Genomic DNA, 16,738 nt, shown 5'->3' on the forward strand with positions numbered 1-16,738 from the left:
TCTCTGCTTGCTGGTTTGATGAGTTATCAACAATACTGTGTTTGGTCAAGACTTAAGGCTTGGTACCGTTACATGGTTTATTTTATTTAGTAGGAGGCAAAATGATGCCTTGGTCAGTGAAAGATTCTCTTGAGCTTTATAACGTTAATCATTGGAGTGCGGGCTTTTTTTCAATTAATGAAGAGGGGCGCACAATTGCATTACCTGATCGAGAAAAGAGTATCGATCTGACTGAACTATCGAAACAACTTAAAAGTCAGGGGATTCCTTACCCTTGTTTAGTTCGTTTCCCCAATATTTTGCATTCTCGAGTGGAAAAAATTACTGATTCGTTTTGTCAGGCTATTGAGTATTATGATTATCAAGCGAATTACGCCATTGTTTATCCTATTAAGGTTAATCAACAGCGCCGTGTGGTAGAAGAAATTGCGGGTTGTCAACCTGATAACTCTTCCACGGTAGGGCTAGAAGCTGGTAGTAAGCCTGAATTGATGGCCGTGCTGGCGATGCATCAAAATCCTAATGGCATCATTGTATGTAATGGGTATAAAGACCGAGAGTTTATTCATCTTGCCTTGATGGCGGAAAAAATGGGTCATCAGGTTTTTATTGTTGTCGAAAAGTTACATGAGTTGGACTGGATTCTGGAAGAAGCCCATAAAATTGGAGTGAAGCCCCGTATTGGTATTCGTATCCGTTTAGCCTCGACTTGTACCACTCACTGGGGCAACAGTGGAGGTGAGAAGTCTAAATTTGGTTTGACTACGTCGCAATTGCTGCGTGCTGTTGATCGTTTACGGGATTTGGCATTATTGGATTGTCTGGAGCTGATTCATTTCCACCTAGGGTCTCAAATTACCCGCATTCGTGATATTCAAAACAGTCTAAAAGAGTGTGCTCGTTACTATTCTGAACTGCATCAGATGGGAGTACCAGTGAAATGGGTTGATGTTGGTGGTGGTTTGGGAGTGGATTATGAAGGAACACGTAGTCAGAATGCCTATTCAGCGAACTACAGTATCAGTGAGTATGCGAATAATGTTGTGTTTGCGTTCCACAATGTGTGTGAACAATATGATTTACCTCACCCTAATTTGATTTCAGAATCTGGTCGTGCGGTAACCGCCCATCATGCCATGATGATTGCCGATGTTTTTTCTTATGGCGCCGAACTTTTACCAATCGAAGCTCCCCATGACGATGCGGTATTGGAAATACAACGACTGTGGAGTTGCTACCAGAGCTTAAAGGGCGGCGATGAAGTTGATACTCGTTCTTTAGTGGAAATTTACCATGACTTGTTGGACGATTTTAACGATAGTCTGACGCTTTATAATCATGGGCAGTTAAATCTTGAACAACGCGCTCAAGCTGAGAATCTGTTTCTTGCAGCCTGTCGGAATTTATTACCGAAGTTGGATAATCGCAACCGTAGTCATCGTCCTGTGATGGACGAGCTAAATGAACGTTTGGCAGAAAAATTGTTTGTTAATTTGTCTGTCTTTCAGTCCATGCCGGATGCTTGGGGGATTGATCAATTATTTCCCGTGCTACCGCTACAGGGATTAGATCAAGCGCCCTCTTTCCGCGGGAAAATTCAGGATGTTACCTGTGATTCTGATGGGTGTTTGTATCAGTATGTCGATGGACAAGGCATTGAGACTTCTTTGCCGTTGCCACCCCCGCCAAAAGACGATGATTACTTAATGGGATTCTTCTTGGTGGGAGCGTATCAAGAAACCTTAGGGGATCTACATAATTTATTCGGAGATACCCCATCGGTAGACGTATATTTGACCGACGATGGTTTTAGAATTGATCATGTTTTGATGGGGGATAGTGTTCAGGATGTATTGAAATACGTCAGCTACGATGAAAAAGCATTAACATCAAGATACGCTGATAAAGTCGCTGCCAGTTCGCTGTCTGATGAGGATCAGCAAAATCTGATTAAGATCTATGAAAAGGTATTGCAAGGTTCAACCTATTTGGCCTAGTGTTTTAAGTCGCTAACTAATACCATTAGAAATGTGCACATACTCATGCTCGCTTCTTTCATTGCCAAGTTGGCAGGGTGGGGCGAGCATGTTTTTTTATTAGCGCTCTGTTTTTGCTACAGGATTCTTATGACTTTTCTACCTTCCTTCAAGCCCCCTTATTATGCTGTGGTGTTGACCTCAACCTTGCTGTTAGATGATATGTCTTACCATGTCATGATGTCTAAACTATCCGATCAGGCAAAGGTGGAGTCGGGTTTTTTGGGGGAGGAAAAATACGATGGTGAGAGCTCTATTTTTATCACCTATTGGTCAGATAGGAAATATGCCGAGGCATGGAAAGAGAATAAGGTGCTGAATCGCGTGTTATATCTTGGGGAGCAGTTTTGGTTTCAGAGCCATGCGTTGCGTCTTATGGAGGTGTTAGATGATCGTTTGTTTATTCAGTCCCAAGCTCCCGACTATGCATCACGTTTTCCTTATATTGAAACAGAACGAGGGATTCTAAAAGTACTTGATCGCTCTCAGGTGTCTTTGTTGCAGCAATATGTGCAGCAAGAGAAAGACTTTTTCGCACCTTGGGAACCGGAGAGAAGCGAGTCCTATTACTCTTTGGAGGTTTGTCAGCTCAGGGTAGAAGAAATGCGCCGTAACTTTCTAGAGGATAAAGCCGTGACCTTGTGCTTTTTAACAAAGGATGAGCAGCGAATCTTGGGGTACGCTAATTATTCTAATATTGTACGCGGCGTTTTTGAGGCGTGTCATTTAGGCTATAGCTTGCGAGAAGGGGAGCAAGGCAAAGGCTTGATGCATGAAGCGCTCACCGCAGGCAATGAGTATATGCATAAGCAAAGTGGTATTCATCGTATACAAGCTAATTACATGCCTCGAAATGAAAAAAGTGCCGCAGTCCTGGCTCGTTTAGGGTTTGTGAAAGAAGGAATGGCACGTGATTATTTAAAAATCAATGGTCAGTGGGAGGATCATGTATTGACCTCTTTAGTATTTAGTCATTGATTGGTTGCCTTAGACAGTAGCATGACTCTACCTTTTTCAGGATGAGGAGTGTAAATACTGAGAACGGCCACACTATTATCACTTATATTATAAAACGCTTTGGGAGTCTGTTTTTCGATAAATAGCCCGCTTTCAGAGAGTTTTTTGGCTGTTTGCATATTGGTACTTATTTCTAATGGTTCACCACTTAGAGGCAGCAAAAACTGCTCCGTGCTTTTATGATAGTAGGTTGACTCTTTGTAATGTGCTGGGTAAAGGTTAATACTGACTGTCCCACTTTTCCCGCGCCATAGTGGCCAGGATGTCACTCCTAGACGCTCAGGCAAGGCTTCAACGGTACCGGAAGACACTTTTTTAAAGTCGCTCTCGCTGACTGTATTGGGCTCATGGAAAAAAGTAATGACACAAATTTCGACTTGAGGAGTCAGTACCGTGGCAATCGTGGTGTTGAGTTTGGAGAGTAGGGTACCTTGGTGCATCTTTAGCAGCATATCCTCTTGTCCATGTTTGAGAAACACCTCGCCTTTTAATACGAACAAAAAAGTGTGCTGAAAACCATGGTAAAATCGTGTTGGATTAGATGCTTGGGTGAGGGTTTCTAGGCGCACACGAAGATTATTGCAGTGATGTAGCAGTATCGCATGGGCTTCTTTCCCCAAGCTATAATGGGCTTGCGCTAGCATTTTTTGACAGCCTTCATCATTGGCATTCTTTCCTGATCCCTATTACGTCTTTATTGAAGCATGAGAAGCCCTTTCTTTCCATTATAATATTGGTGTGAAGGTTGCAGTGGGTAAGGGTGTTTCTTTATAGTACGCACAGTTAATTTATTTATGAGTAGAGTGCTCATAAACCCGCACTAAAATCGCGTTAGAAGGAAATCCTCCTTGAGTGAGTTGTCAAATTTTGAGTCCAATGAAACACTTTCATTGAAAGACTATACAGAAAAAGCGTATTTGAATTATTCGATGTACGTTATTTTAGACCGTGCATTACCTCATATTGGTGATGGTTTAAAACCGGTTCAGCGTCGTATCATTTATGCGATGAGTGAACTGGGCCTGAAGGCGACGGCTAAGTATAAGAAGTCTGCTCGTACCGTGGGGGATGTGTTAGGTAAATTTCACCCTCATGGTGACAGCGCTTGTTACGAAGCCATGGTGTTGATGGCTCAGCCATTTTCATATCGTTATCCATTAGTTGATGGGCAGGGTAACTGGGGGGCACCAGATGACCCTAAATCTTTTGCAGCAATGCGTTACACCGAGTCTCGATTATCAAAATATGCAGATGTGTTGCTCAAAGAAGTGTCCCAAGGCACTGTTGATTGGGTGCCAAATTTTGATGGTACGCTACAGGAGCCTTCTGTCCTGCCAGCGCGTCTGCCGAATTTATTGTTAAATGGTACAACGGGGATTGCCGTGGGTATGGCAACGGATATTCCTCCCCATAATTTACGTGAAATCGGTGAAGCTTGTATTCATCTTCTGAATAATCCAAAAGCAGATTTAGACGATTTGCTGGAGTTTGTACAAGGGCCTGATTTTCCAACGGGTGGTGAGATTGTTACTCCGCGGACAGATATTCGTAAGCTTTATGAAACCGGCAAAGGGCAGATTAAAGCGCGTGCTCGTTATGAGGTTATCGAGGGAGAGGTGGTGGTAAGTGAGCTGCCTCATCAAGTGTCAGGGAGCAAAATTCTTGAGCAGATAGCGGCTCAAATGCAAGATAAAAATCCTGCTAAAAAGCTCTCTATGGTCGTGGATTTACGTGATGAATCGGATCATGAAAATGCGACCCGTTTAGTGATTGTGCCTAAGTCTAATCGAGTTGATATTGAAGCACTGATGACGCATTTATTTGCCACAACGGATCTGGAAAAATCCTACCGTGTGAATATGAATGTAATCGGCTTAGATGGCTTGCCACAAGTGAAGACATTACCGAACTTTTTAGCAGAGTGGCTGCGTTTTCGTATCGATGTAGTCAGACGCCGTTTGCAATTCCGCTTAGATAAAGTAATCAATCGACTGCATATTTTAGAAGGTTTGCTCGTAGCCTTTTTAAATATTGATGAAGTGATTGAGATTATTCGTAACGAAGAGAAGCCCAAAGTGGAACTGATGTCTCGCTTTTCGTTGAGCGATATTCAGGCCGAGGCCATTCTTGAGCTTAAATTACGCCATCTTGCTAAGCTGGAAGAGATGCGTATTACCGCTGAACAAAATGAGCTTGAGAAAGAGCGTAAACACCTTGAAGGCTTATTATCTTCTGATAGCAAACTAAAAAAACTGATTTCTACTGAGATTCGTGAGGCAATAGACGACTTTGGTGATGAGCGTCGTACTCCCATTGTTGAACGTAAAGAAGCGCAGGCGTTTAGTGAGGAGGCATTGTTATCAAACGACCCCATTACTGTGGTGATCTCGAAACAAGGCTGGATTCGCGCCGGTAAGGGACATGATCTCGATGTGGAAGGGCTGAGTTATAAATCAGGTGATGGCTTTTTGGTGAGCGCGAAGGGGCGCTCTAATCAAACGTTGGTATTATTGGCATCAAATGGTCGAACCTACTCCATTAAAGCTCATTCGCTGCCTTCTGCTAGAGGACAAGGCGAGCCGATTACGGGGCGTATTTCATTAGAAAGCGGTGTCGCTATTGTATCAGCGGTGCTGAATAATGAAGATGCTCACTATTTGATTGCCAGTGATGCTGGTTATGGCTTCGTTGCTCAATTAAAAGACCTTTACGCTAAGAATAAAGCAGGTAAAGCTACACTGAGTTTACCGAAAGGGGCGCAAGTAATGGCGCCGGTATTGGTAGATGATCCAGAATCTGGCAAGGTTGTAGTGGTGTCTAATGAAGGGCGAATGCTGGTCTTTGATGTGGCTTCTTTGCCCAAAATGGCCAAAGGGAAAGGTAATAAAATGCTGAGCATTCCAAGTGCTCGTGCTGCTGAACGAGAAGAGTTACTCATTGCTATGGCCAGTGTATTGCCTGATGACCTTTTAATGGCCTATGCAGGTAAGCGCTTTATGTCATTTGTTGAGAAAGATTTAATGGATTATAGTGGTGAGCGCGGCCGTCGAGGTCTGAAGTTACCTCGTGGATTCCAGCGTATTGACCGGTTAGAAGTTAAAAAAGGTGAAGGGAAGCCTGCTAAAATAGAGGGAGACCTTTTAGATGATTAATATTTCTTATTAAATTCTCCTTATGCTCTTTGTTGTATTAATAGATAATGGAGAGGGTAAGCTAATAATTTTAGTAGATATGAGTTTTCAGCCTTATCGAGGCGCCTAGGAGGAAAGAATTATGAAAGGTAGTCAAAAAGTTATTGATAGTTTAAACGCGTTGCTGGCCAATGAATTGGCTGCGATTGACCAATACTTCATTCATTCTCGTATGTATGATGATTGGGGATTGGCAAAGCTGTATGAACGCTTAAACCATGAGATGGATGAAGAGAAACAACATTGCGATTGGATTATCAAGCGTATTCTCTTCCTTGAAGGTGTTCCTTGTATGACCAAGCGTCGTGATTTATTGGTGGGAACAGACGCTCGTTCGATGATGTCGAATGATTTGACTCTTGAGTTAGAAGTGGTTCAGGGAGTTCGTAAGACGATTGCTATCTGTGAATCTGAAGGCGATTATCAGACTCGAGAAATCCTAGAGAAGCTTTTGTTTGATACTGAAGAGGATCATGTTTATTGGTTAGAGCAGCAGCTTGGTCTAATGGACAAGATTGGTATGCAAAATTACATTCAGTCTCAGATGAGCTAATTGAAGGAGTTTTTGATGAAAGGTGATTCGGCTGTTATCGCGGGTTTAAATAAGGTGCTAGCGAACGAGTTGGTGGGTATTAACCAATACTTCCTTCATGCTCGTATGTTTAAAGATTTTGGCTTCAGTGAACTGGATAAAGCGGATTATAAGGCGTCAATCCAAAAAATGAAAAATGCGGATCGCCTAATTGAGCGAATTTTATTTTTGGAAGGACTGCCCAATTTGCAAGATCTTGGCCGTTTACGCATTGGCGAGAACAGTGAAGAGATGATCGCTGCGAATCTAGATTTGGAATTAGAGACGCTGGTGATACTAAAAGACGCCATTAAGCAGTGCGAAGATAAACTGGACTTTATGAGCCGTGATACGCTTGAAAAAATTCAGGAAGAGCAGGAAGAGCAAATTGATTGGTTGGAAACACAGCAGGTTCTGATCAAAACATCTGGCATTGAAAATTATCTTCAGTCCCAAATGTAGTATTGTATTCTTCGTCTAAAGGCTCTCTCTATCCAGTGAGAGCCTTTAGGCAACTTGAATTTGAATTTGTGTTTCTGCGATATTAATCAATTCATCATTTAATATTTTTTTAGCACACTGGCAGCATTTGCCACATTGGCTTCCCAAGTTGGTCTCTTTATACAGCTCACGCATTGTGGTCGCGCCTTCCTGAATTACTTCCTTCACTTTTTTGTCCGTGACACCGTTACAAAGACATACATACATAAATGAAAATCACTCTCAATCATATTCGATAAAGAGATTCTAGTGCAAATGGTAATGATTATCAAAAAATAAAAATTTATGTGTTGATGAAGTTTAATAGATTTCTTCTCTGTATAGAGCGCGTACAAATTAATGACAATTAATCTGTACACGTCTCGCTAGTCGTTAGCTTTTAACGGTGTCCTCGGCAATGTCGCTCAATACTTTTAGAAAGGATTCGGGTTGGTGGGCGCCATGTAACATATATTTGTCATTGATCACGTAGGTTGGAACGGACTTTACATCAACTTGGGTAAGCTGTTTAATTTTTTTATCAACGAGTTTTCGAGTTTTTTCTTCATAGGCAAGCTGAATATCGTTGTCTTTCATACCAATACTTCTTGCTACATCCTCTAGAACACTTTTTTGTCCAATGTCTTTACCTTGTGTGAAATAGGCATCAAATAGCGCTAGACTTAGCGGTGTAGCAAGCTTAACTTGGCTTGCTGCTGCAACAAACTGATGAGCAAGCTTGGTATTAGGGACTCGATCCTTGTCTGAAAAATTGTAAGTAATACCATTCTCAAGTCCAACCTGTTGGAGGGCATGAGTTGCCTCGTTGAGTCGCTCTTGACTACCAAATTTTTCACCTAGATACGTTTCTCTATCCGCGCCTGTCTCAGGTAGATCGGGATGCAGTTCAAATGGCTGCCAACGTAGATCTATTAGGTAATTGTCGCCTAATTGATCCAAAGCTTGTTTCAGGCGGCTGTATCCCAAGTAGCACCATGGACAAGATAAATCTGCAATAATGTCGATGCGTAGATCGGCCATGTTTTCTCCTAATGTATGTGTTATAGCCTGTTTATTCTGGCTCTTATGTTGTGTTAGAGGGCGGTTTAGTACTCTTTTTCATTAATAGCTAAGGCTATTAATTGACACCCATTGCAATGCATTGGCTAATTTCGCTTAAAGAGCGGCCGCTTTCGTTATGCCAGTGGTTAAATGCTGCTTGCGCCGCTGATAAGGCAGATTGCGTGTTTTTTCCCGTAGTCATAATCTTATGTTGACGTAAATATCCTTCGACATCTTTGGTTAATAAAAAGGTGTCTTTGCCCATCGCTCGTAATGTATAGGGGCCTGTGTTGCCACCTAGTCGTTTTCCATGTTGTTTTAAGTACGCCCATAAGCCAACGATATTATCCGTTGGCCAGTCCGCAATAAATCTTGCAAATGTGTCGTGTTTTGCTTGGCATTCGCTGATCATTAATGCATTTTCTCGTATGGTCATAACTTTGTTTAAGTTGCGAATAATGCGTGTGTCCTTGGCTTTTTCCTCCCACATTTCATCATGAATCAAAAGCATTTTTTCGATATCAAAGCCAAAAAAGACGTCTTCAAAGCCATCCCATTTGTTTCGTACTACCTGCCAGTTAATGCCAGATTGAAATATTTTTTGAGAAAAAGCAGCTAGCCACCGATCATCCGTTATTTGTTTGAGTTTTTCAGCAGAAAAAGGCTTGTTTAATATTTGTTCTATTGTCTGTTTGCCACCATGACGTTGGGCAGCTCGATCATAAATGCTTTGGAATGCTTCATACTTCATTACCTATTCCTCTTTTGCAGAGACGGTCCAAAACGAATCTGCTCATTCTTATTGGCCAGGGAAGATACGAACAAATCCTCTTATCTCGGCAATTGTTCCTGCCTTGTCCCAATGCAATGACTTATATCCGTGTAGGAATCACTATATGGACAAAAGTCTGCTATTCGCATTTTCCCTTGGTAAGTTTACCATAATGCTTGGAAAGGCGTGCGTGATAACAAAGTGTAAGAGTTTAGTGAAGCGCTCGGTGCCTTTCTCTATAATGGTGAGCATATTCATGCTATTGCTATGACAGCAGTGCGAAGACAATGAGAACAAGAGAAGTTATATGACACATTTGAGCGTTAATCTGAATAAAATAGGCCTACTGCGCAATTCTCGTGGCAGAAACTATCCGAATATGGTAGAGATGGCGAAACGCACGTTAGATTTAGGGGCATTTGGTATTACTATTCATCCAAGGCCTGACCAAAGACATGCAACGTATCAAGATGCTTATGATCTAAAAGAGTTACTTAAGCACTATCCTGACGCAGAACTTAATATTGAAGGCTTCCCAGATGAACAGTTTCTTAGTGTCGTGCTGGAGGTGGTTCCGCATCAATGTACTTTAGTGCCGGATGACCCGAATCAATTAACTTCCGATCACGGATGGAATGTTGCTCGTGATCAAGATGCATTACGTCCAATTATTGCTAAACTCAAAGAAAAAGGGATTCGTGTGGTTCTATTCATGGACCCAGATGCTGATAATATGGCCCTAGCGAAGGAAGTTGGTGCTGATCGTGTGGAACTGTACACGGAAGAATACGCGAGTCATTACGGCAAAAATGGCTTTGATACTATCGCTGAACGTTATCAAGAGTCCGCTCAAGCGGCTTTAGACGCTGGCTTAGGCGTAAATGCAGGTCATGATTTGGATTTAACGAACGTTGAGGATTTGTGTCGAGCCGGTCGAATTACGGAGGTGTCTATCGGCCATGCCTTGACGGTTGAAGCGCTTGATTTAGGTTGGGATCAAGTTGTGAAGGCGTATTTGTCAAAGTTAGTGTAACGCATGTGTCGTTCGCGCCGTCCGATTTGTGAGAGCTGTTCTTTTTTGACGAGTCAGTGTGTCTGTCAATGGATACCTACTATCAACAATGCATTACCTGTACTGGTCATTCAAGACCCAAAGGAAGCGAAACATGCTAAGAACACACTGAAGTTGATGCGGCTGGCGTTACCTTCATTGCGTTGCATTTCGTCGGAGGACAGTGAGGAATTGCGTGGAGTATTAGATACGTTGTCGCTTGATCGATGGCGATTAGTTTTTCCGAGTGAGGGCTCGATCCCTATAGAGCAGGTATCAATAGAAGAGAAAAAGGACGTTGATGGCATTGTGTTGATTGATGCGACGTGGCGAAAAGCAAAGCGCCTTTTCTGGTCGGTGCCTAAGCTGCAAGAGATGGTATCGTGGCATTTTGTTTCACCTCCTCACAACACTTATACAATCCGTAGGTCGCCAAGGGGTGAGGCGTTATCAACGTTAGAGGCGTGTGCTTATGCTATTGAGCAGTTGACTCAGAATGATATGCAACCTTTGCGTGACTTTATGGTCTCAGCTCAGTCCTTTCAATGGCGCCAGCAACCAGCAGATCATCAGCACCGAAAATCATGATATTTTGGGTCATGAATACCGCCGTTATTAGGTCTATTCCCGCTATTATTTCAGTTTAATAAAGAGATTGTGGGTCAATAAAGAGTGTTAGGAGAAGACAATGGATAAGCAAACAGAAATTGAAGCCGCTGTATTACGTCGCTTTTTAAAGCATTTAGATGATAATAAATCTGTACAAAATATTGATTTGATGAATTTGGCAGGTTTTTGTCGTAATTGTTTAAGTAAATGGTATCTTGCAGAAGCTGAAGATAGAGGTGTTGACATCGATTATGATGCTGCTCGCGAGTATGTTTACGGCGAGCCCTATAACGACTGGAAAGAAAAATATCAGCCAGCAGCGACAGCAGAACAGTTAGCTGACTTTAATGCTAAGTTTTCTAAATAAGTTGTCATGGCAGCAATAGGCCAATAAGACTTATGCATTATCTTTCGACCCTCAATGGAAAAAAGTGGCGGCTCATTATTGTGCTGCTGCTTCTTTGCATCTTGCCTCAAATTGATTTACAAGCTGATATATCAAATAAATATTTGGAGTTAGCAGCTAAAATCGGCAAAGAATATGGCCCAAGAGCGGAGAAACGCATACTGGCTTGGCGTCATTTAGTCGATAGATCTAAAAAGCTTCCCATAGTTAGAAAGCTAGAAGTAGTGAATAATTTTTTTAATCAGTTACCGTTTGTGAGTGATCTCAAGCATTGGGGAAAAGAGGATTATTGGGCAACACCGATAGAGTTTCTAGCAACCGATGGGGGAGACTGCGAGGATTTCACCATTGCGAAGTATTTTACACTGAGAGAGCTTGGTGTCCCTGATGATAAACTGCGTCTCGTGTACGTTAAGTCATTGACATTAAATCAACACCATATGGTATTGGCTTATTACCATACACCGACTTCTATTCCTGTGATTTTAGATAATTTAGATAAAGAGTTAAAACCCGCTTCTAAACGGCCTGATCTAAAGCCAATTTATTCATTTAATGCAAGAAATTTATGGTTGTCTAAGGAAAAAGGGCGAGGGATTCTAGTGGGTGGCTCTTCTCGATTGAGTCTTTGGAAAGATCTTAACAACCGTTTTGCTAAGTACAATAACTAGGAGAATCAGATGACATTATTTCGCCAGTTGCTGATGATGATTGTTGTCATCTTGTCGTTAGTCCTGATTGCCGTGATGGGAATTAACTTCAATACGACAAAAGGCTATCTAGTCAATCAGTTAGCATCAACTGCTCAGGATAGCGCGACATCGTTAAGTATGTCCTTGTCCGGTTACATGGCTGATAAAGATAAAGCGTCCATTGTTAGTACAGTGAATGCGGTGTTTGATAGCGGATATTTTTCAGAAGTGCGTGTACATTTTTATGCCGATAACACCGACCTTATTCGTAAAAATGAAACCAAAATTGTAGGTGTGCCACAGTGGTTTATTCATCTAATTGATTTTAATGTCCCCGTTGCGAATGCGGTTGTATCAAATGGTTGGAACGAGTTAGGGCAAGTTTATATTACTGGCAGTGCTGGGTATGGTTATTACCAGCTTTGGTTAGCCACACGTGACTTACTGTTATCCTTTATTGTGATTGGCTTAGTGATGGTTGTATTGGGCTGGCTAGGGTTACGTTGGCTCTTTAAACCGCTGTCAGAGGTTGAGAAGCAAGCGGAAGCGATTCAGCAGCGTCGTTTCTTAAAAATGACTAAGATCCCCAAAACGCGCGAGCTTAAATCGGTTGTTTTGTCTATGAATAGAATGGCAGAAAAATTAGAAAAGGAGTTTGAGGCCGAGGCTAAAGCAGTGCAATGGCTACAATCTAAAGCGTTTCAAGACCCTGTTAGTGGACTTGGCAACCGACATTTTTTTGATCGGCAAGCGAAAGCGTATTTCGCGAGCAATGATCGTACTATGGATGGGATCGCTTTGATTAGCTTGACAGACCTTGCCAAGCTAAATAACGAACGAGGGTATGAAGCGGCAGATTTATTTATTCGTTCAGCTGCTCAAATATTAACTGGCAAGGTGATGAGTTTGCCATCGGCGGCGACGGTTGCGCGTTTGTCGGGGGCAGATTTTGTGATTCTCATTCCCAATGTTGATCAGGATCGGTTGAAGTATCTCGTGAATGATATGATGGAAAGTTTGCTGGAGTTGGTGACGTCTAAGATTAGTTATTCCGACGCCGTTGCTAACATCGGCGCGGTTATTATTACCGGAGACGTTGATGTTTCTAGTGCGATGGCACAAGCCGATGCCGCGTTGCGAGAGGCTAAAATGTCTGGCATGAATAGCAGTCGGGTGTTTGATTCCAAAACAGGTCAGGAGATGGCAATAGCTCGTATCGAATGGCGGGAAATGCTGGAGCATGCCATTGAGAACCGAGCCTTTACTTTGCGCAAGCAAAGGGTCGCACTTTTTGAGGGTGAGTTAGGAACCCTACATGAAGAGGTCTTCTCCAGCCTTGAATATGAAGGTAAGCAATATCATGCTGGCTACTTTATCGGTCTAGCTGAGCAGTTTGATTTAGGGGATCAAGTAGATCAAGTGATTATTGAGCGAGTTATTGCTTATATTAAGGTACGTCAGGACAGTTTAACGTCACCTTTGGCGGTCAATATCTCAGCATCGGCCTTTATTAAACCATCGTTTATTGATTGGTTGAATGAGACACTGAAAGGGCTGGATGAACAATTACGTCACTTCTTAGTGTTTGAAATATCAGAGCAAAGCGTTCTTGCTTCGGAAGATTATGCGTTTGACCTATCTCAAATGCTAAAACACCATGGTGTGATCTTTGGCATTGATAATGTTGGTAAGCAGTTTTCTGCTTTCCATTACTTGCAGGTTTTGATGCCTGATTATGTTAAAGTTGACCCTTCTTATACGAAGTTGGTTGCAGGTAGAGAGTCAGAGTCCTTTTTTATGCAGACGCTGTGTAAAATGTTCAATAGTTTAAATATTCAAGTTATTGCGACGGGGATCGAGAGTGTGAATCAACTGTCTATTTTGCAGCGTTTTGATGTTGCTGGTGGACAAGGATACGCGATTGGCTTACCGTCAGATATGTGATGTCTATCTGGCGGTATAGGTGTTATAAAACTGCAGGCTCAATAGGCATTAAGATTAAATAAGAGAGTCTTCGTGCCCGTTGGTTTCATGGCTGTCTTCGAGAATAAGGTGTGCATCATTGCTGTTACTGTGTACACCACGAATCCACTTACGGCTGAGTAGCTTTTTCTGTGCTGCTAAGGGGAGTTCGGTAAATTGGATCAATCGTTTGGCACTTAGCAGGTCGATAAGGTCCTCTAGAATCCTCATCATTTCATTGTCTGAGTTTTTTAGTATCTCTTCGGTGTTGGCTTCAGATGTCTTAAGCTTTTCTTCGAGAAGTGCAGCAACAACGGGATCATTGGGGGCGACAAGTTGTGAAAACTCATCGGATTGCGATGTCGCAATATCAATGATATGCCCTTCTTTGTTTAATTTAGCGTAAAGCATCTAAGCTCCTGTTATGTATTGACTTATATGTTGGTATCTATAAAGAAGTGGTCTTCCCTGCGCTTGTAATAACTCTATTCTAGAGCCATTATGTGTAAGCTTAGCAAAATAAACCTATGTTTTTTAGAATATTTTAAAGGGTATGTGCAGTATGTCTGACTCCACCAGTCCGAAACAGAATGATTTTGCTTCACTTGATACAACAACCCAGACAGATGAAACGAAGAAAGAACAAAATGAATCATCTGATACCGACTTGGCAAATGAAGAGTCGGAAAATAAAGCGCCCTCATCAGAAGAGAGTAATGAGGAGCCAGTCAACCCTAAGCCTCAATGGAAAATTGATGGGGCAGCATTAGAATATCCCAATCCGCTACTAGATTGTTTAGTTTTGCTGAGTAAGTATTTTCACAACCCTTATTCGGCAGATTCTATTGCATCCGGCTTGCCCATTACAAATAACGAAATGACGCCTGAAATGTTTAAGCGTGCAGCTAAACGTATCAATATTAGCTCGCGTTTTGTAAAGCGTCCGTTTGGTAAAATTCCCGATATGGTGTTGCCAGCAGTGCTGCTTTTGCATGATAAGCAAGCTTGTATTCTGCTGCGAATTGATAAGAGTGGTCATACTGCAACGATACTGCGCCCAGAGTCAGGAGAAGGGGAAGTAGAGGTTGATTTAGATGATCTTCATGAAAGCTATTCAGGTTATTGTTTTTTCGTTCGTCCACAATACAAGTTCGATCGTCGCTCTCAGCACGAAGATGAAAAGGCCTCCCACAAGCACTGGTTTTGGGGGACAATTACGCAATCTTGGCGGATTTATCGAGACGTCTTCATTGCTTCACTGTTGATCAACATTTTTGCAGTGGCCAGTCCTCTTTTTACAATGAACGTGTATGATCGAGTTGTACCAAATAATTCCTTTGATACATTATGGGTATTGGCTGTTGGCGTGGTAACCATCTATATATTTGATTTTCTGCTCAGAACGTTGCGTGCCTACTTTATTGATATTGCGGGTAAAAAATCAGACATTCTCATTTCTTCGAAGATTTTTTCTAAGGTCAACAACATCACTATGTCGTCTAGGCCGAAATCGGTCGGGGCATTTGCAAAAAACCTTCAGGAATTTGAAAGTATTCGAGATTTCATCACGTCGGCTTCGATTACCACTTTGGTTGACCTCCCTTTTATGTTCATCATCATCGCTGTGATATGGTTGATTGGTGGGCCTGTTGGTTATATTCCCATTGTAAGTATTTTTCTAATACTGAGTTACAGTTTTATTATACAGGTTCCTTTACGGCGTTCTATAGAAGAAAGTCAAAAGACCTCTTCACAGAAAAACTCCATATTGATTGAAAGCTTATATAACGCCGAAAGTGTCAAGTTAAATAATGCCGAAGGTGTATTACAAAAGCAGTGGGAAAGTGCGGTGGGGAATATTGCTGATTGGGGGGTGAAAACTCGTCAATTATCACAATCTTGTTCATCCTTTGCCATGGTGGTGCAACAGTTAACCACAGTGGTTATTGTGATTGTTGGGGTATATCAAATCTCAGAAGGGCATATGTCAATGGGGGCGCTGGTAGCGTCCGTTATGCTGACAGGTCGTGCACTTGGTCCAGTGGGGCAGATCGCAGGGTTGGCCACTCGCTATAATCAAGCCAAATCAGCTTTTACTGCACTGAATGGGATTATGGGATCGCCTGTTGAGAATCCTGATGATGTCAAATTTGTTCATCGACCTCGTTTTGAAGGAAGTTTTCAGTTTGATGAAGTGAGTTTTGCTTACCCAGAGCAAGAACAAGCAGCTCTTAGTCATATAAACTTTACCATTAACCCTGGTGAAAAAGTGGCTATTATAGGTCGGATTGGCTCAGGTAAATCGACACTGGGTAAGTTGATGACAGGGCTGTATACCCCAGTTGATGGTGCAGTGCGTGTAGACGGGGTGGATGTTCGGCAAATTAATCCTACTGATCTGCGCCGTAACGTGGGAAGTGTTTCCCAAGATGTCACACTGTTTTATGGCTCTATCAAAGACAATATTCTCATGGGTGTACCTTATATGGAGGATGAAGCGGTTGTGCGTGCGGCTGAATTGGCTGGTGTTTCAGAGTTCGCTAACCGCAAACCGAATGGTTTAGACAGTATTGTTGGGGAACGCGGTATGCAATTATCCGGTGGTCAACGACAAAGTATTGCCATAGCCAGAGCATTGCTGTTTGATCCGACTATTCTTATTTTAGACGAACCGACGGCCTCAATGGATAACACCACAGAAGCACGTATGAAACGTCGATTAATGGATACCATGAAAGATAAGACGTTAATACTCATTACCCATAAAGCCTCTATGCTTGACATGGTAGATAGAATTATCGTTATGGATAACGGTCGTTTGATAGCAGACGGGCCTAAAGCACAAGTGCATGAAGCGTTAAGACAAGGCAGGCTGAAGGTTAGTTAACC

The 16,738-nt window shown here is 42.2% G+C and carries 16 protein-coding genes; 11 read left to right on the forward strand and 5 right to left on the reverse strand.

Annotation, left to right across the window (positions count from 1 at the left end):
* The first annotated feature begins 101 nt into the window (after window positions 1-101).
* Entirely contained in the window at window positions 102-1,997 is a 1,896-nt protein-coding gene (gene speA, locus MSP8886_RS10665) for a biosynthetic arginine decarboxylase (RefSeq protein ID WP_067016232.1), read from the forward strand.
* A gap of 129 nt (window positions 1,998-2,126) precedes the next feature.
* Window positions 2,127-3,014, forward strand: a complete 888-nt coding sequence (locus MSP8886_RS10670) for a GNAT family N-acetyltransferase (RefSeq protein WP_083200928.1) — start codon at window positions 2,127-2,129, stop codon at window positions 3,012-3,014.
* Here the strand turns inward: MSP8886_RS10670 and MSP8886_RS10675 are convergent.
* Window positions 3,008-3,697, reverse strand: a complete 690-nt coding sequence (locus MSP8886_RS10675; protein ID WP_067016234.1) for a hypothetical protein — start codon at window positions 3,695-3,697, stop codon at window positions 3,008-3,010. The two genes, MSP8886_RS10670 and MSP8886_RS10675, sit on opposite strands and share 7 nt — an antisense overlap.
* 204 nt (window positions 3,698-3,901) lie before the next feature.
* On the opposite strand from MSP8886_RS10675, the gene parC reads away from it, so the two are divergent.
* The 3 genes from parC (at window position 3,902) to bfr (MSP8886_RS10690) (ending at window position 7,277) form a co-directional block, all read left to right on the forward strand.
* Window positions 3,902-6,205, forward strand: a complete 2,304-nt coding sequence (parC, locus tag MSP8886_RS10680; RefSeq protein WP_067016236.1) for a DNA topoisomerase IV subunit A — start codon at window positions 3,902-3,904, stop codon at window positions 6,203-6,205.
* Between the two features lie 121 nt (window positions 6,206-6,326).
* A complete protein-coding gene (bfr, locus tag MSP8886_RS10685) occupies window positions 6,327-6,797 on the forward strand; it encodes a bacterioferritin (protein ID WP_067016238.1) in 471 nt (156 codons plus the stop codon).
* Between the two features lie 15 nt (window positions 6,798-6,812).
* Window positions 6,813-7,277, forward strand: a complete 465-nt coding sequence (gene bfr, locus MSP8886_RS10690; RefSeq protein WP_067016241.1) for a bacterioferritin — start codon at window positions 6,813-6,815, stop codon at window positions 7,275-7,277.
* Between the two features lie 45 nt (window positions 7,278-7,322).
* Here bfr (MSP8886_RS10690) and MSP8886_RS10695 read toward each other — a convergent pair whose 3' ends face one another.
* The 3 genes from MSP8886_RS10695 to MSP8886_RS10705 all read right to left on the reverse strand — a co-directional run bounded on the left by MSP8886_RS10695 (window position 7,323) and on the right by MSP8886_RS10705 (window position 9,108).
* Complete coding sequence (locus tag MSP8886_RS10695; RefSeq protein WP_067016243.1) at window positions 7,323-7,523, reverse strand: bacterioferritin-associated ferredoxin; 201 nt, start codon at window positions 7,521-7,523, stop codon at window positions 7,323-7,325.
* Between the two features lie 165 nt (window positions 7,524-7,688).
* Entirely contained in the window at window positions 7,689-8,336 is a 648-nt protein-coding gene (locus tag MSP8886_RS10700; RefSeq protein ID WP_067016245.1) for a DsbA family oxidoreductase, read from the reverse strand.
* A gap of 97 nt (window positions 8,337-8,433) precedes the next feature.
* Window positions 8,434-9,108: a DNA-3-methyladenine glycosylase I gene (locus MSP8886_RS10705; protein WP_067016247.1), complete on the reverse strand. Its 675-nt coding sequence runs from the start codon at window positions 9,106-9,108 to the stop codon at window positions 8,434-8,436.
* A 328-nt stretch (window positions 9,109-9,436) separates the two neighbouring features.
* Here MSP8886_RS10705 and MSP8886_RS10710 point away from each other — a divergent pair, with 328 nt between their 5' ends.
* The 5 genes from MSP8886_RS10710 to MSP8886_RS10730 all read left to right on the forward strand — a co-directional run bounded on the left by MSP8886_RS10710 (window position 9,437) and on the right by MSP8886_RS10730 (window position 13,831).
* Window positions 9,437-10,162, forward strand: coding sequence for a pyridoxine 5'-phosphate synthase (locus MSP8886_RS10710; protein ID WP_067016248.1), 726 nt, complete (start codon window positions 9,437-9,439; stop codon window positions 10,160-10,162).
* 3 nt (window positions 10,163-10,165) lie between these two features.
* A complete protein-coding gene (locus MSP8886_RS10715; RefSeq protein WP_067016250.1) occupies window positions 10,166-10,768 on the forward strand; it encodes a tRNA-uridine aminocarboxypropyltransferase in 603 nt (200 codons plus the stop codon).
* A gap of 100 nt (window positions 10,769-10,868) precedes the next feature.
* Window positions 10,869-11,156, forward strand: coding sequence for a DUF1244 domain-containing protein (locus MSP8886_RS10720; RefSeq protein ID WP_067016252.1), 288 nt, complete (start codon window positions 10,869-10,871; stop codon window positions 11,154-11,156).
* Window positions 11,157-11,188: 32 nt separating this feature from the next.
* The gene (locus MSP8886_RS10725; protein ID WP_067016254.1) at window positions 11,189-11,866 is read left to right on the forward strand and encodes a transglutaminase-like cysteine peptidase; all 678 of its coding nucleotides are present in this window, start codon (window positions 11,189-11,191) and stop codon (window positions 11,864-11,866) included.
* A gap of 9 nt (window positions 11,867-11,875) precedes the next feature.
* Window positions 11,876-13,831 carry a bifunctional diguanylate cyclase/phosphodiesterase gene (locus tag MSP8886_RS10730; RefSeq protein WP_067016256.1) on the forward strand — a complete coding sequence of 652 codons (1,956 nt, stop codon included), beginning with the start codon at window positions 11,876-11,878 and terminating at the stop codon, window positions 13,829-13,831.
* Between the two features lie 54 nt (window positions 13,832-13,885).
* On the opposite strand, the gene MSP8886_RS10735 is transcribed toward MSP8886_RS10730, so the two are convergent.
* Window positions 13,886-14,260, reverse strand: coding sequence for a hypothetical protein (locus MSP8886_RS10735; protein ID WP_067016258.1), 375 nt, complete (start codon window positions 14,258-14,260; stop codon window positions 13,886-13,888).
* 151 nt (window positions 14,261-14,411) lie between these two features.
* Here MSP8886_RS10735 and MSP8886_RS10740 point away from each other — a divergent pair, with 151 nt between their 5' ends.
* Window positions 14,412-16,736 (forward strand): type I secretion system permease/ATPase, encoded by a 2,325-nt coding sequence (locus MSP8886_RS10740; RefSeq protein ID WP_083200909.1) that lies wholly within the window; start codon window positions 14,412-14,414, stop codon window positions 16,734-16,736.
* Window positions 16,737-16,738: the final 2 nt, after the last annotated feature.

This window comes from Marinomonas spartinae (assembly GCF_900089775.1).
Taxonomy (GTDB): Bacteria; Pseudomonadota; Gammaproteobacteria; order Pseudomonadales; family Marinomonadaceae; genus Marinomonas; species Marinomonas spartinae.